General features: G+C 54.9%; 10 protein-coding genes, 1 pseudogene and 1 CRISPR repeat array. Of the genes and pseudogenes, 5 read left to right on the top strand and 6 right to left on the bottom strand.

Annotated features, from left to right (window positions below; all coding sequences use genetic code 11):
• Positions 1 to 54: 54 nt before the first annotated feature.
• The 4 genes from SOJ49_RS01760 (at position 55) to ggt (ending at position 5,034) form a co-directional block, all read left to right on the top strand.
• On the top strand, positions 55 to 2,064 hold the full coding sequence (locus SOJ49_RS01760; RefSeq protein WP_369856510.1) for a M48 family metallopeptidase: 2,010 nt from the start codon (positions 55 to 57) through the stop codon (positions 2,062 to 2,064).
• 210 nt (positions 2,065 to 2,274) lie between these two features.
• Positions 2,275 to 2,769 carry a pantetheine-phosphate adenylyltransferase gene (coaD, locus tag SOJ49_RS01755; RefSeq protein ID WP_369856509.1) on the top strand — a complete coding sequence of 165 codons (495 nt, stop codon included), beginning with the start codon at positions 2,275 to 2,277 and terminating at the stop codon, positions 2,767 to 2,769.
• A gap of 11 nt (positions 2,770 to 2,780) precedes the next feature.
• The gene (locus tag SOJ49_RS01750; RefSeq protein WP_369856508.1) at positions 2,781 to 3,038 is read left to right on the top strand and encodes a YfhL family 4Fe-4S dicluster ferredoxin; all 258 of its coding nucleotides are present in this window, start codon (positions 2,781 to 2,783) and stop codon (positions 3,036 to 3,038) included.
• 178 nt (positions 3,039 to 3,216) lie between these two features.
• On the top strand, positions 3,217 to 5,034 hold the full coding sequence (ggt, locus tag SOJ49_RS01745; RefSeq protein WP_369856507.1) for a gamma-glutamyltransferase: 1,818 nt from the start codon (positions 3,217 to 3,219) through the stop codon (positions 5,032 to 5,034).
• A gap of 47 nt (positions 5,035 to 5,081) precedes the next feature.
• Here the strand turns inward: ggt and SOJ49_RS01740 are convergent, their stop codons facing one another.
• The 6 genes and pseudogenes from SOJ49_RS01740 to SOJ49_RS01715 form a co-directional block, all read right to left on the bottom strand.
• Positions 5,082 to 5,279 carry an oxidoreductase-like domain-containing protein gene (locus SOJ49_RS01740; RefSeq protein WP_369856506.1) on the bottom strand — a complete coding sequence of 66 codons (198 nt, stop codon included), beginning with the start codon at positions 5,277 to 5,279 and terminating at the stop codon, positions 5,082 to 5,084.
• 65 nt (positions 5,280 to 5,344) lie between these two features.
• Positions 5,345 to 5,752 carry a DUF2750 domain-containing protein gene (locus SOJ49_RS01735; RefSeq protein WP_369856505.1) on the bottom strand — a complete coding sequence of 136 codons (408 nt, stop codon included), beginning with the start codon at positions 5,750 to 5,752 and terminating at the stop codon, positions 5,345 to 5,347.
• A gap of 215 nt (positions 5,753 to 5,967) precedes the next feature.
• Positions 5,968 to 8,380: direct repeats of the CRISPR family, unit length 37 nt; unit sequence GTTTCAGAGGCTGGTTTGTTGCATCAGTCTGTGAAGG.
• Positions 8,381 to 8,441: 61 nt separating this feature from the next.
• Positions 8,442 to 8,744: pseudogene (locus SOJ49_RS01730) on the bottom strand (PD-(D/E)XK nuclease family protein); the annotation flags it as partial.
• Positions 8,745 to 8,811: 67 nt separating this feature from the next.
• Positions 8,812 to 9,105, bottom strand: coding sequence for a CRISPR-associated endonuclease Cas2 (gene cas2, locus SOJ49_RS01725; protein WP_369856504.1), 294 nt, complete (start codon positions 9,103 to 9,105; stop codon positions 8,812 to 8,814).
• A 4-nt stretch (positions 9,106 to 9,109) separates the two neighbouring features.
• Positions 9,110 to 10,090, bottom strand: coding sequence for a CRISPR-associated endonuclease Cas1 (gene cas1 / locus SOJ49_RS01720; RefSeq protein ID WP_369856503.1), 981 nt, complete (start codon positions 10,088 to 10,090; stop codon positions 9,110 to 9,112).
• 274 nt (positions 10,091 to 10,364) lie between these two features.
• A complete protein-coding gene (locus SOJ49_RS01715; RefSeq protein WP_369856502.1) occupies positions 10,365 to 14,795 on the bottom strand; it encodes a hypothetical protein in 4,431 nt (1,476 codons plus the stop codon).
• 684 nt (positions 14,796 to 15,479) lie between these two features.
• On the opposite strand from SOJ49_RS01715, the gene SOJ49_RS01710 reads away from it, so the two are divergent.
• Positions 15,480 to 15,974, top strand: a complete 495-nt coding sequence (locus tag SOJ49_RS01710; RefSeq protein WP_369856501.1) for a TetR family transcriptional regulator C-terminal domain-containing protein — start codon at positions 15,480 to 15,482, stop codon at positions 15,972 to 15,974.
• Positions 15,975 to 16,074: the final 100 nt, after the last annotated feature.

Genomic DNA, 16,074 nt, shown 5'->3' with positions numbered 1-16,074 from the left:
CTGATTCAAACGCAGTGAGGTCATCCGGACAGACTATGCAGAGTATGAATCGATATGGATTTTTTTAACCATCAGGATCGGGCGCGCAAGCAAACCAGCCGCCTGATCATGCTGTTTGTGCTGGCTGTTGTGGCACTGGTCTGCGCCATCAATCTGCTGGTTGCCCTGATCGTCTGGTATGGCCAGGGCCAGACCATCAACAGTGTTGAACTGGCCGCCCGTGCCGGGCAACCGGCCATGTCCTTTCTCGATTCGTTATCAACAGAACGCATCCTGACCATATCGGCAGCAGTGGTGCTGGTGATCAGCCTTGCCAGCCTGTACCGCTGGCTCAACCTGCGTGGTGGTGGCCATGTAGTCGCAGAGTCCCTCGGCGGTCGTCGTCTGCCCCCCAACAGCAGCGATTTTTACGAGCGTCGCCTGCTCAACGTGGTGGAAGAGATGGCCATTGCCGCTGGCATGCCCGTTCCACCGGTGTACGTCCTGAACGATGACAGCATCAATGCCTTTGCTGCCGGTTATCAAGCATCTGACGCCGTGGTGGGCGTGACCCGAGGCTGCATGACCAAGCTCAGCCGCGATCAGCTGCAAGGCGTGATTGCCCACGAATTCAGCCACATCGCCAATGGTGATATGCGGCTGAATATTCGTCTGATGGCATTGCTGTTCGGCATCCTGTTTATTGCACTGATTGGACGCTTTGTACTCGAAGCCACCGTTCACCGTCATGCCATGCGCTCGAACGACAAGCGCAACAGTCTGCCGCTGTGGGCCATCGGTCTGGCCTTACTGGTGCTGGGCTATGTCGGAGTGTTTTTTGGTAACCTGATCAAGGCGGCAGTATCACGGCAGCGCGAATTTCTCGCCGACGCCTCCGCAGTGCAATACACCCGCAACCCGGCCAGTATCGGTGGCGCACTCAAGGTCATCGGACACGGCAGTGGCAGCGACATCAGCAGCCCGGAACGCGAAGAGACCGCGCACTTGTTTTTTGGCAGCGCCATGCACTTCCGGCTGCCGATGTTCGCAACCCATCCACCGCTGGAACAACGAATCCGGCGCATCGAACCGACCTGGGATGGCCGTTATCTGGCACCGCAAGCGCGGGCTGAGGCCGAACGAGACAATCCCGAGTTCGTTGATACGTTGGTTAAACAAGGATCGGCGGCGGCCCACATCGGCACCGGGACATCTGCCAAAGCGGCAGTCGCTTTAGGGATGGCGGCAGCGGCGGCTGGTGTTGCCACCGCCGCAACAACCCGTCCAGCCAGCAGTATGCCAACCAACAGCACTGCCAGTAGCAACGTCAGCGCCACAGGCGCCGCTTCCTTGCACGACAAGGCCCGTGACCCGCATCAGGCCCGCTCACTGATCTACACCCTGTTACTGGCACCGCCCAGCCGCTTTGTCCACGACCAGCAGCTGGATATGATTTTGCAACAAGCAGGCAGCGAACAATACCAACACGTCCTGCGCCTGATACCCACGATCAAGGCACTGGCGCCCGAGCAACGTTTGCCGCTGGTCGAGTTGGCTATTCCGGCGCTCAAACAACTGTCTGAAAACCAATATCGTGCCTTTCATGCCTTGTTGGTTAGCTTGATGAAAGCCGACGGCCAAATCGATCTGTTTGAGTGGTGCCTGTTCCGCTTGCTGAGCCAGTATCTGTCCGGGCAATTCGACAAAGTTTCCCCGGTCAAGGCGCGCTACAGCAAGCCCGATCCGGTTGCCGATGATATTGCCGTGCTGCTGTCTTACCTGGCCGACAAGGGTCATGACCATCCCGACGAAGCGGCCAACGCCTTCCAGATGAGTCTGGCTGACGGTGCCTTTGGCTCACTCGGCATCCGCTTTCAGCCCCCGGCCAACAGCCTGAAACCCCTGAATCAGTCACTCACCCGACTGACCGAACTCTACCCTCATATCAAGGGACGCCTGATCAAATCCATGGTTGCCTGTGGCCGCGCTGACGGAGTACTACGCCCTGCCGAGCGCGATCTGATCCACACCATCGCCGCGATTCTGGAAACTCCCGTCCCGGCTGGAGTGCTGGCACAATGCTGAATCAGCAGCCGACCGTCAGGCACCTCGCTGGTCAGATTATGCCTGCGATAGCCATCGGGAGCGCATTAACACCCGTAACACCGCTGGATTTCCAGCGTCTGACGGATGTCATATTCAGCGTTCAGCAGGATTCCCGTTGAATTACCTTTATTGTGGCTTGGGTGGCTTTTGTTTACTATGCGCCCGACCTGAACCTCAGAGGCTACAGCCATGAATACTGTCGTCTACCCCGGTACGTTCGACCCCATTACCAATGGTCATACGGATCTGGTTGAGCGCGCAGCGCGGATGTTTGATCACATCATCGTTGCGGTTGCAGACAATCAGAAAAAACGGCCTATGCTGGAACTGGACGAACGCGTGGGTCTGGCCCGTGAAGTGCTGGGACACCTGCCGAATGTTGAAGTCGTTGGTTTCAGCAACTTGCTGGCCACTTTTGTACAAGAACGCAGTGCCAATATCATTCTGCGAGGCTTGCGGGCTGTATCGGATTTTGAATACGAATTCCAGCTCGCCAATATGAATCGCGTGCTGGCTCCACGCGTCGAGAGCATGTTTCTGACACCGGCGGAGAAATATTCGTTTATTTCATCCACCCTGGTGCGCGAAATTGCATCACTGCAGGGCAACGTCAGCAACTTCGTACACCCGGCAGTCGCCGCCGCCCTGGTCAAACATGTTAATGAGTCACGGCCACATGCCTGACGGAGGAAAAAATGTCGTTAATTATTACTGATGAATGCATCAACTGTGACGTATGTGAGCCAGAGTGCCCCAACGAAGCCATTTCTGCCGGTGAAGAAATCTACGAAATCGACCCTGGCAAGTGCACCGAATGCGTTGGTCACTACGATGAGCCACAATGCCAGCTGGTGTGCCCGGTCGATTGTATTCCACTGGATGAAAACCGTACCGAAACCCAGGAAGAGCTGGAAGCCAAGTACGAACGCCTGACCGGCAAAAAAGCCTCCTGAATTGAACTTGCAGGGTTGGACTTGCAGGGTTGGACTTGCAGGGTTGGACTTGCAGGCTTGAACGCCTGAGTTAAACACCCTGTTCCACCGCCGATAGCGTGTTTGCCTTGCAGCACGCTGTCGCGTTGCCCACACTGGCAGCTCATGTACGGCCCTCCACCGCCATTCAGGATGACCGATGATTGCTACGCCCCGCACGCTGTTTTCACGTTTTCACCACCTGGCCCGTCTTGTTGGTGCCGTGCTGATCGCACTGACCAGTCTTTGCGCCTGCGCCCTGAGCGACAACACCAGCAACACCGATAGCAGCCAGACCGCCACAACCCCCCCGACAGCGACTCCCGGTTTTAACGCCATTGCCAGCGCACACCCATTGGCGACCCAGGCCGGTATGGACATTCTGAATGCCGGTGGTAATGCCTTTGATGCCGCCGTCGCCGTCGCTGCCAGTCTCGGCGTGGTCGAGCCCTACAGCGCCGGGATTGGTGGTGGTGGCTTTTGGCTGCTGTATCTTGCCGACCGCCATGAATACCGCTTTATTGATGCCCGCGAAAAAGCCCCGCTGGCGGCCCACCGCGATTATTACCTTGATGACCAGGGCGATGTGATCCGCGACAAGGCCATCAATGGCCCGACCGCCGCCGCGATTCCAGGGCAAGCGGCTGCCTTTCACTGGCTGGCGCAACACTATGGCACATTGCCACTTGCCATCACCCTGCAACCGGCCATAGAACAGGCTCGCAACGGCTTTCCGGTATACCAGCAATACCGCCTGCTGCTGAATTACCGCCTGAAGGCACTCCAGCGTTATCCCGACAGTGCCCGCCTGTTTCTCAGCAACGGCGCCCTGCCCGACCTCGGCCATATCATTCAACAGCCGGAGCTGGCCATCACACTGGAACGACTGGCGACCCAAGGCAGAGACGGTTTTTACCAAGGCAAAACCGCCGAGGCACTGGTGAACGGCGTCCGGACAGCGGGCGGAAACTGGACCTTGCAGGATCTGGAAAATTATCAGGTGATTGAACGTCCACCGGTGATCTCAACATTGGGGGAATACACCCTGATCAGCGCCCCACCACCCTCTTCTGGTGGTATCGCCCTGACCCAGATGCTCACCATGCTGGATCAATTTCCCTGGCGCGACATGAACCAGGTGCAGCAAACCCACCTGTTGGCGGAAGTGATGCGGCGCGCCTATCACGACCGCGCCAAATACCTGGGCGACCCCGACTTTGTCGATGTTCCGGCGCAACAACTGATATCGGCAAGCCATAATCAACAATGGGCCAGCAGCATTCGCCTCGATCAGGCAACCCCATCCATATCACTGCATGGCCCAAAAAATCTCGAAGAAGGTTTTCACACCACCCACCTGTCGGTGCTGGATGCCCGGGGCAATATGGTCTCGGCCACGCTCAGCATCAATTTACCCTTTGGCTCTGCTTTTACCGTGCCCGGCACCGGCGTCGTACTGAACGACGAAATGGATGATTTCTCCGCCAAACCCGGCGCTGCCAACGCCTACGGACTGGTCGGTGCCGAAGCCAATGCCATAGCCCCCGGCAAGCGCCCCTTGTCGAGCATGAGCCCAAGCCTGCTGGTATCTGCCGATCAGACCGCCATTATCGGCACCCCCGGCGGCAGCCGGATCATCACTATGGTATTGCTCGGCCTGCTGCAAGCCATGCAGGACAAACCAGTCACAGACTGGGTCGCTCAACCCCGAATACACCATCAATACCTGCCCGATGTGATCCAATATGAACCCGGCAGCCTGACACCAGATCAGCGGCAGCAATTACAGGCCATGGGACATCAACTCAAGAACGCTGGTCGCCAGTACGGCAATATGCAGGCAATCCGATGGGATCATCGATCTGGAGAAGTCACCGCCGCAGCCGACCCGAGGGGAGAAGGGTCGGCAGTCGTGCAGGCCGCCAACAGCACAACCCATGTCACGGTTACGGGAACCGTTACTGCGGACGGCGATTAAAAACGAAGCTGACGGCGAGGCAGTCCATACCGGCAAGCGGTCTGCCGCTACGAACGACCCGTCTGACTGGCGGCGGTGAGATCACTTCCAGCAGCGGCTGCCTTTTCCTTGTCGGCCTTCTGCGCTGCTTCCCATTCAGCCACGTCTTCACGATAAATATCCCACACACAACGATCACAACCGCTTTCACAGCATTCGTAATCACCCGGTGGTAACGGCTTGTCGTCTGGAATCTGCTCTGCCATCACGGCCTCCGGCGCAAATAACGCCAGTATACCAGCCCGGATGTTTGACGGCAGTAGCCGCCCAATCAACCTTCCAGCCGATACTCACCGGCATCCAGCATGCCTTCAAAAATACTCATCAACCGATGGGGCGTAATCAAGCACCCAGCCTCCGCGCCGCGTGGCATGATATCCAGCATCACATCATTGGCAGCCAGCTCAGGCAAAATGGTATCCAGCAAATACTCCAGTGCGACTGAATCGGGACGACAATCCTCCCAGACATCCAGTGCAGACTCCCTGGCATAGCGCCGATAAGGCCACAACGGCTGTACCCGCTGACCATCCAGCTCATGCACAAACCAGGCTTTTCCTGCCCTCAGGCTCCAGCTTTCCTCTGTTTCAAACGCACGCAGCAGATAATAATCCAGCCGCTCGCCATCAGTCAGGGTAGGAACGGCAGCGTATTCAGTATCGTAAGGTTCGTAGCGCATGAGGCAATCCTGCAACAGTCACGGAGTTAGCCGATGTGTTGCAAACAACCCGCCAGTCGGCGAGAAAAGATTATTTAATAAAATCAAAAGGTTAAAAACACGGTCGGCGGCGTAAAAAACACCGGGTGATCAGCAGGCAAGACATTGTCGGAAACGTAACAATTGATCGGTATCTGAATCTGGCAAATACAGCATGGATTCTATCCCAGAACCTTGTTTCAGAGGCTGGTTTGTTGCATCAGTCTGTGAAGGGTCTGAATAACCCTCCTCCATCACAATCCCAACCAGTTTCAGAGGCTGGTTTGTTGCATCAGTCTGTGAAGGACTGCCGGCGGGGCTGGTGCTGTCGTAGTTATCTGTTTCAGAGGCTGGTTTGTTGCATCAGTCTGTGAAGGAGATATATTAGAGTCGTGGGCTGTGGATAGGTACGTTTCAGAGGCTGGTTTGTTGCATCAGTCTGTGAAGGAGCATCAGCGATGCTGCCGAGTCCGCGCAATGATCGTTTCAGAGGCTGGTTTGTTGCATCAGTCTGTGAAGGCCAGCGCTATTGCTGATTACAAAATCACCATTGACAGTTTCAGAGGCTGGTTTGTTGCATCAGTCTGTGAAGGCCAGCGCTATTGCTGATTACAAAATCACCATTGACAGTTTCAGAGGCTGGTTTGTTGCATCAGTCTGTGAAGGAGGACACCCCATGAAACTGACACCCGCGCAAAAATGTTTCAGAGGCTGGTTTGTTGCATCAGTCTGTGAAGGACACAAGGAAACATGAATCCGCACACTGGAAAGGCGTTTCAGAGGCTGGTTTGTTGCATCAGTCTGTGAAGGGTAACTCGCTGGGGCACTCGACTGGTCGCAGCGCTGTTTCAGAGGCTGGTTTGTTGCATCAGTCTGTGAAGGGGTAGCAGTTTTGAATCGTGTTAAAGAGGGCGTCAGTTTCAGAGGCTGGTTTGTTGCATCAGTCTGTGAAGGGCACAGTGCGCCGGGGTTTTCACACCAGTCGCCGTGTTTCAGAGGCTGGTTTGTTGCATCAGTCTGTGAAGGGGATCTGGCGACACCGTTGTAATCAATGGGAGACCCTGTTTCAGAGGCTGGTTTGTTGCATCAGTCTGTGAAGGACCCGGCCCGGCAGCCATACCCGCTCGCCCGTATCTGTTTCAGAGGCTGGTTTGTTGCATCAGTCTGTGAAGGGCTGAAACGACTGGCCACTGGTGCCGCTTCGTTAGTTTCAGAGGCTGGTTTGTTGCATCAGTCTGTGAAGGCACCTACCAGTGAGTAGGCAGAGGTGCCAGAACCGTTTCAGAGGCTGGTTTGTTGCATCAGTCTGTGAAGGAGAGGCGACAGCTTCGGCCAGCCAGGTTTCGTAGATGTTTCAGAGGCTGGTTTGTTGCATCAGTCTGTGAAGGGCCGGGTATGTATCGCTGACCTATCAAAAAGCGAACGTTTCAGAGGCTGGTTTGTTGCATCAGTCTGTGAAGGTGGGAGTCGGTAAATTGCAGCCCCAAATTCTTTTGTTTCAGAGGCTGGTTTGTTGCATCAGTCTGTGAAGGGTTGTGTGTCGCTGTGATCGTTGCGAGTGGGTTTGTTTCAGAGGCTGGTTTGTTGCATCAGTCTGTGAAGGCCAGATTGGCTGTCGTGCGTTTGGGGCGCTGGCGTTTCAGAGGCTGGTTTGTTGCATCAGTCTGTGAAAGGCCATCAGGAGCGCTCTGACACCACAGCAGCGCCGTGTTTCAGAGGCTGGTTTGTTGCATCAGTCTGTGAAGGGCGGCTGGCCGCCGTTGATTGTGATGCTGATTCCTGTTTCAGAGGCTGGTTTGTTGCATCAGTCTGTGAAGGCCGAAGGTCAACTGCTAATGGGCGGCCTGTTTGGGTTTCAGAGGCTGGTTTGTTGCATCAGTCTGTGAAGGGGTCTCGATGCGCCGGAGGATGGCCATTGCTGAGGTTTCAGAGGCTGGTTTGTTGCATCAGTCTGTGAAGGCAGCACACGGGTCAGGCGATCGGTCAGTTGATCATCGTTTCAGAGGCTGGTTTGTTGCATCAGTCTGTGAAGGGCTCACCGCCGCAGTAAAAAAACTGAGCGGCCGGTGTTTCAGAGGCTGGTTTGTTGCATCAGTCTGTGAAGGGAATCCATTGCAGAAATCCTGAAAGGCAAGGGAACGTTTCAGAGGCTGGTTTGTTGCATCAGTCTGTGAAGGTGCCGCAGTGGTATCCAGACAAAGACGGCACCTATTGTTTCAGAGGCTGGTTTGTTGCATCAGTCTGTGAAGGTTACGTAAACAATGGTATGCAGCCATTGGTTTCAGCGTTTCAGAGGCTGGTTTGTTGCATCAGTCTGTGAAGGCTCCTGAATCGTCGTTGTGAGTGTTTGCAGTCGGGTTTCAGAGGCTGGTTTGTTGCATCAGTCTGTGAAGGTGACCTGGCAGGCCACAACCCGCACCCCGGCCACCTGTTTCAGAGGCTGGTTTGTTGCATCAGTCTGTGAAGGGTCGAACGATTTGCCGTTAATTCGTTGGCTCATTGTTTCAGAGGCTGGTTTGTTGCATCAGTCTGTGAAGGCGTTGGTAACAGCAGCGATCCTCTTTATATCGGACGTTTCAGAGGCTGGTTTGTTGCATCAGTCTGTGAAGGGGATTTCCACCCGGTACTGCTTTTTGCCGCCCCCCTTGTACAAAATGCCCCAGATCTCATGCTGCGGATATTGCTCTCGAAGGCACAATAAATACGCAATCAGCTGCAGTTTTTGCGCCGTTGATGGCGGTCGTTTGTCGTGCTTGTATTCCACAGCAACCGCCTGTCGGCTGTTATGAAGCACTTCATCGGCATAGCCATAGAGGCCATATTGGCGACTTTCGACCCAGGCATCGGGCTGATGCTGATATGGCGTCTGTAAACCCTGTATCTGGCGTTTTTTCTGCAGTTCGGGCTGTTTCTGGTGCCAGCGTTTCCCCTGTTCAACCCAGGAGGGCATAGGTGGCTCGAACGCTTCGACCATCTTGAACCAGGGTACTCGCGGGCAAAACAGGTATTGCCGCACATAACTGACCGGCACAGCTTCCGGCTCAGAAAATACTGTCGTCATCGTATTCCTCCATTTCCGGTACATAACCATAAAAGCTGGCCTTGTCCTTGATCTGGCCTTTGGTGATCAGGGCACGGTCGGTGCCACTGTCGAGTTCTTCTGCAAACAGACGTTTGACCAGGCTGATTTCGGCAGGCAGCAAACGCCCCCACATAACGGATTTCTGGATAGAGATCAGACCCAGATCCCGCAGCTGGTTATGCAACCGTGTGCGTGCGCGGTTATTTTCGACGTCATAGGCCACCAGTACTTCCTGTAAACGATTCGGGTTCATGGCATCACCACTTGAACAGTAGAGGGCGGTATTTGTACTGGTCGGCAAACATACCGCACAGCCGGTAGCACTGGCGTTGCAGTGCGCTTTCAAGGCGCAGGCGCTTGCCGTGGTAAGGAATGGGGCTTTCGAATGTCGCCAGTACCGACTGGCTGAGTTTCTGGCGGGTTTTGGGTTTCAGCAGACCGTCCGACAGCTCTCCGCGCAGTTTGATGACGTTACGATCAACCACCCATGGCCGATATTCTTCCATCATGTCGAGCACCAGCGAGGGTTTGCCGGGCCTGGGGGTGTGCAGGGCTCCGAGGTAGGGTTCGAGACCAGCATTGATCAGCGCATTCCAGACCACACTCGTCAAAATGCCGTAACCGTAGTTGAGCGCCTGATTGGCGGCGTCCGTCGCCCCGCGACCGACCCGGCCGTGAAACGCATCACCCAGCCATTGTCCTTTGGCGAGTGCCTGCCAATAGGTATGGGCAGCCTGTCCTTCCAGCCCCAGCAGTGTGCTGTGCCAGCGTTCGTTATAACCGAGGTTGCGGATTTGCTCGGATAACTGTCCCAACGCTTCTGCAGCTTGCTGGCTGATGTGCTTGATTGCATCGCTGCAGCGCTGTTTCTGGAAATACAGCAGGGTGGCGCGCTGGTTACGGACCTTGCCGTACACAAAGGCTCGCGCTATCCGATATTTTTGCTGGTCATTAGCGAGAAAGGTGAATTGATGAATACGGTTCTGAACCACGGCATGTTGGGCTACGCCATGCAGGCTGCACATTTCTTCTGCTCGATGGCCGATAAACACCTTGATGCCGTGACGTGCGCAGGCCGTCAGCAGGTTACTGGACAGGCTGATGCCGGGTTTCTGGATGGTGATGGTCGAAATCCGCCGTAGCGGAATTTCTTTTTCCTGCTCGTTGTCGCGAATGACCAGCCGCTCGGAGGTCAGCCCCAGCATGCGGCCGTAGTCCTGAATAATCACGTGTTTCATAAAAGTCCCTTTCTGTGATGGCCGCCCCGGTGGGTTGGCGACCCGGTTTACTGGCGACCCTTGCTGATGGCAGCGCTGCCTTTTCAGGCCGATCAGCAAGGGTTTTATTCTGTATTTTGCTTGTGTAATCGGGATTACTGGGTTAGTTTTGCCCTTGCAACAAACCAGCCTGTTCAAGCTGAAATCACTTGAAAGGTAATTATGAAGCGGGCTCTGTATTGCACACCCCGGAATCAAAAAAAGCGCCGACGGGCGCTTTTTTTGTGTCTGCGATTCAGGCGCTGCTGTCGTCGTCCAGGACAAAGCGGTCGAGCCGGTTTTTGTACTCCAGCGTCAGGCTGACATATTCGCCTTCAAGCCCGATCGCAATAGTTTTGTCTGATCGCGGTGCCATGGCCAGCAAGCGCTTCAGGGCATTTTGATTGATGCCATCACGTTCCGGATCCTTGTGGCTGTAATCCAGGCTTTTACGCTTTTTCCAGTCCGTCCCCTCATGCTCTCGCCGCTCCAGCATATGGTTCTCGAACCATTGCACAGGAAGCCCCTGTAAAGTGAGTTTTACCGGCGTACGTGCAATCGCGATCAACGACAGACAATTCAGACCCATTGCCTCTGCAATGCCTGCATTCAGTAATTTGGCGATGTCCAGCCTTTGGCCACTGATATCCACCAGCTCCTCAATATCCGTGTTGTAGCCCTTGCTCAGAATATCCTTGTCGAGCAAGACCATGTTGGGTGATGTCATCGCCAGAGCCGGGACGTGCGGTTTTGGCACATTGTTGTTATTCATCGGCATGAGCTGATAAATCATTTGGCCGCTGGAGGCTTTACGCGACACCAGTGTGACGGAGCCATTCAGGGTCTGGAGCACTTCCAGCTGCATGTTTTTGTTTTTTGCATGTGACTTGTTCAATGTGCTGCGTTTCAGAAAGCGATTGCACCAGTCTTGCCAGATTGGCTGGGTCGATGGCGTGATAACCAATTCTCCCTTTTCGATAGAATCCGGCACGAGCGCCAGCCAGCCGTCGAGAAAGGCTTGCCACTGTCGTTTTTGCGGAGAGTCCGCCATTTTCTCGATCACCACAGGTGCCGTTGTCAGGCTCTTGCGGCTGGTGCAGTAAAACAGGCCGGACAGTATGAACGTCGCGAGCATCTGATCCGGATGATCCTTGATACTGCCCTTCTTGCGCTCGCCCAGAATCTGGAACAGTGTCGCCATTATCTGGCTGCTGTTGGCCCGCCAGAAGGACACGCCCATGCGATGGACTGGCCGGTAATAGCCTTGCTCTACCAGTGCCTCAAGTATCGAGGTATCTTTCGACACGGCTGTCCGGGTGAACGCTATAAATTCTCCGGCTTGCCCGCTTTCGTCATACCAGCCTTTAAGCAGTTTGCCGTTCACTAACGACAGGTCGTAGTAGCGCAGGCCGTAGGCGTTTTCAGTATGAATATTCCGGCTCAGCACCTGCCCCGGTGCTTCACCCTCTGCCATTCGTTTGGCTTTCTGATATTGGCTTTGCGGTTTTACCTGTACTGCCGGGCTGACCTGGCTTTCCGGAACCTGTAACAGGCCATAAAGACCCGGTGTTACCTCACCCGTCTGCTGATTAACCCCCCAGGGCGTACAGTGACGCGGCAGCTCAAGGCGTAATGCGCCTTCGCCCTGATGGGCATCAACAGCCAGAGTCATGGCGCACATGGCGTCGATCACATGGGAATATTCTTTCTGGGAGATGCCTGCCTTCTTCTTGTAGGGACGCAAGTCAACGCCGCTGGCAGGATCAACGCATTCCAGTATGCGACGCAGGGCAACGGTGGAGTTTTCATCCGCCGGGTTGCTGCTGATTTCGAAGTAATCGAACTCCAGCTGTTTATCTGCCCCGATCTTGCGGGCTTTTTGCCAGACAATATCCGCCAGCAGCTGCGCCATGTAACGCTGGGTGCCGTTAACCCGAGCTTTTTGCCGGTGCTGGATGGCATCGATGACCTGCTGTCGCAGCGAATGTTCAGCAGGCAGGAACAGGGCATGGCGGAACGCGGTTTGCTGTTCGGCGGTCAGTGCCAGAAACTGGCGGTACTGGCCAAACACAAATTGCTCGCTGCCGCTTTTCCACAGGCAGGACTCAATGCTCTGAGTAATCGCCTGCATATCGGCAGTGCCAAATTGCGCTTTCAGGTAGGCCGGATTCAGATCGGCCAGGGTGAGCATACGATTGCCTTTGTTGCGGTTGCCGTTACGAGAGGCGCAGATCAGGTTGGCTTCGTCGTTCAGAACGCCCCAGGGGCCGGTGCGCGGAATAATATGGTCTATTTCGTGCGCTTCCAGGCTGGTGCTGTTACCTCCCGGATACGGGCAAATGCCCTTGCCCTGATTGACGATGCGCTCCTGTTTGGCTTCATAGACATCCGGCATGGCTTTGCCTTCTTTCTTTTTTACCCCTTTGAGGTCTGCCAGGTTTTCCGTGAAGTCGAAGCGGTTTTGTTCCAGAACCAGAGGAACCGATACCCTGTTGCCGTTGGACAGCGAGGGTTCGATGAGCGGCCAGAGACGGTTGGCAATGTGGTGGGCCTGATGGGTCAGCAAGCGTTTCAGGCCACCGTCGATCAGACGCATGGACAAGGTGTTCAGACGGCTGGCGCGGCTGCTGGTGTTGCCTTCTTGCGGTTGCATGCGCTGGGCATTATCAACGCTGCACAACGGGCAGGTTTTGCCAAAACCGCTGCGGTCTTCCCATACCAGTGCGTAGAGTTGGGCAAACTGGTAAAGCGAGCTGTTGCGTTCAACAAATTGCTGTTGCTGTGTTTCACTGTTAAACAGGCGGCTGGCCAGCCGCTTGCTGTCTTCGCGCAGCTTCACCTGCAGATCAATCAGCTTTTTGTCGGTTTGCAGCATGGCCCCCAGATACGGGCCATGTTGCTTCTGCAGAGTCAGTGCCTCCTTGCAGCGGGTTTTCAAGCCTTTGATAGCAAACAGAAACTCATCCAGAGTCTCAATATTCCATTCCCCCGGCAGCAGCGCAGCACGCAGCTGTGCTTCAGCCATTCCCCACAGTGCCAGAATATCCTGCAGCGCCTGATGTTTAAGCTGCCGTGGCCGATGGCTGCACATCACCATCAGATTGCCTTCACGCTGCCAGCGATTTTGCAAAGAGCTGACGCTGTTGTCGTAATGCAGAAAGTAACGGCCATCACGGCTGCGACGACGGGTCTGGTAGTAGCGATTGAGCAGATGCCAGAAGCCTCCCAGAGCCTGATCGCCACCCACCGTCAGCGACGATTTCAGGTTTTCGGGCAACGCCGACTCCTGTACCAAGGCTGACAGTTCGGCTTGCTGGCGTTCGATACTGTTGCCATGGCGCTGGTTTTCATGAGCCTTTTTGAGAAGACTCCAGATACTCTTGAGTTTGAGCGGATCATGACTCTGGCTGGCATCCAGAAACACTTGCAGCGTGCGGGCGTCCAGCTCGTCTGCGCTTGCCAATGGGTTGTCATTTTTGCTGAGAGCCGAGTGAAGGGCTTGTTGGTAATTCTGCACCCCGGCGACATCGGTGCTCTGTAATTGTTGGAGCCAGTTGCGCCATTGCGGGTACGCCTGATCGAGAAAACCGGGGTTCAGAATCAGGGTCTGACAGGATGGCGGACGACGGTTGGTGTGATTCTGGTAGGGTGGGATTGTTTGTTCCGGGTCGATCTTGAGCCAGAACTCAAACAGTTTACCGGGTGACGCTTCAGTAAAGGCTTTCCAGATTTCGCGCAGCTGTTTGACCTCGACGATACGTTCCGGCTTGTTTTTGCTGCTGGTTTGCCATTGTTTCAGAATCCAGCGTCCAAAGATTTCAGCCCAGTGTTTTTCCAGCTCTTCAGCAGACCCGGATTCGATACCGGCGGGTAACATGGCATTAAGGGTTTTCAGCTCCAGATTGCTGACGTGGCACAAAATTCGGTGAAACAACGGCATGAAACGGGCGCTGGCCGAATTGGCGGGCTTATGCTGGTGCAGTTCATGGCCCAGCCTGCGTACGGTTTTACTCGGATGCTCGGTATAGTGCTTCAGGTCTTCGGCTATATCGGAAAAAAACTGACGACGGTGTTTGGCACCTCGGGTCTGGGCGTTGGCAAAGTCGAGCAGACCTTTGGCGAACTGTCTTTCAGGCGACTTTCCCTTGCCCTTGTGCCAATCATGGGCATTGATCAACTCTTCAAGCTCAAAAATGACGGCTGGTTCATCTTCGAACAGGGCGTCAATGCTTTGATTCAGGTTCTGAGTATCGAGATCCTGCAGGGCCTCCAGTACATTTTCTGATTCAATCAGGGGTAACCATGCGGAGAAATCCAGACTCTCCGGGGCACCAAAATCTACTTCAGCCTTTTCGACGTAGCTGTAACCCCTTCTGTTCATCAATTCAGCGATGGCTTCCTGATGTTCGGCAGCAGCAAAGCCGTAAATCCGCTCCAGTATCAGCGCAAAAAGCCGTTTGGCCTGACGATCGCGGGTCTGGCAGCGACGGATATGGCGTTTCTGCGTGCGTCCGGTTTGCAGCAGGCTGTAGCCACCAGCCTTGATGGTTGGCACCCTGGCAGTAAAGGCAAGCTTGGTTATGGCTCCGGATTCAATCTGTGTTCCTGCGGGGTATAACAGCGCAAACACACCGGTGTTGGCAGCGCCAAGGTCAAAGGCAACCGGGAAAATCATGGATTCAGACATACTCATCCCTGAAAAGTGACTGTTGTAAAGCGGTTATGATGCAGCTTATGCCACCCTCTGGTCGATTAAAAAGGACATTACCAGAGAATCAGGCCGGACCGCGATCTCAGCCCCCCTCGGCCGTAGTACCCCGGTATTCCCGAATATCGCCAGCTCCCCGGATTATCATCCGGGCTACGGTTGGCTTTAACAGGAGCGCCCCGCCCGGCTCCCGGACAAACACATTCCCTGTATTAGAACCATGGCCCGTTTCTGTGCGCTTTTTATCCTTGTGTCTTGTGACAGGGCACTCATTGCTGGCGTGATACTTCCCGTTTGATCGCTGGTGGCACCAATCACCACGTAACCAGCTGTTTTTCTTCGAATAAAGCTTTTCTTTATGGCTTCCTGACCAGCCTGTCAACTTTTTGCTTTTATCCAGCGGCCTGACCGAACGGTCATCATCACGCCAACGCTGATTGTTGGTGGCGTGCTGGGTCTGGGTGTTGACACCTTATTCAGGCACGTCGTCCGTTTGGTATTGGTACTGGTCTGATCTGTGTACAGGGCACCAGCTTTGCGTTTCTCAGCTCGGTGCTGGCAGCGGGGTTTGTAGCCAAGGGCAAGGATTCTGGCTGCTGAACAGGAGTTCGCCGTGTTCGGGTTCAAGGGTGCCAGCATGCGCGAAATTGCCCGCCGTGCGGATTGCCCAAAGCCAACATTCATTATTACTCCAAGAACAAGCTGGGCCTGTACCTGGCCGTCGTGAGTGACATCATTGATCTCTGGGATGGCACCTTCAGCCAAATAACTTCCGACGACGATCCGGCTGAATCGCTGCAACACTATATCCGCAAGAAAATTGAATTCTCCCGTCAGCATCCACAAGCCTCGCGTATATTTGCCACCGAAATCATCAGCGGCGGCCCCAATCTGGACGGGTATTTCAGTGAAGGTTACGTGCAGTGGTTCGAGTCACGGGTAGACGTGTTCCGAGAATGGCAACGACGCGGCAAGATGGACTCCAGCATAGAACCGGCTCATCTGATATTCCTGTTATGGTCGAGCACCCAGCACTACGCCGATTTCAATTTCCAGATTGCCTCGGCGCTGAACAAGCCGGAGTTACAACCGGCAGATTTTGATACTGCAGCCACCACCCTGACGCATATTATTCTGAAAGGATGCGGGGTGGTGTGAACAAATAGCGGACGTTAGGGCGGGAACCAGGCAGCGCAGCTGCAAGTGTGTGCGGGCCGGGTGCCCGCGCTCCCGCAAGGCTGTGTTTGAGAGGATTGTG

It is taken from the genome of Candidatus Thalassolituus haligoni, assembly GCF_041222825.1.
In the GTDB taxonomy this organism is placed as follows: domain Bacteria; phylum Pseudomonadota; class Gammaproteobacteria; order Pseudomonadales; family Oceanobacteraceae; genus Oceanobacter; species Oceanobacter antarcticus.
Note: the sequence above shows the minus strand (reverse complement) of the source record. Positions and strands in the feature narration are given on the sequence as shown.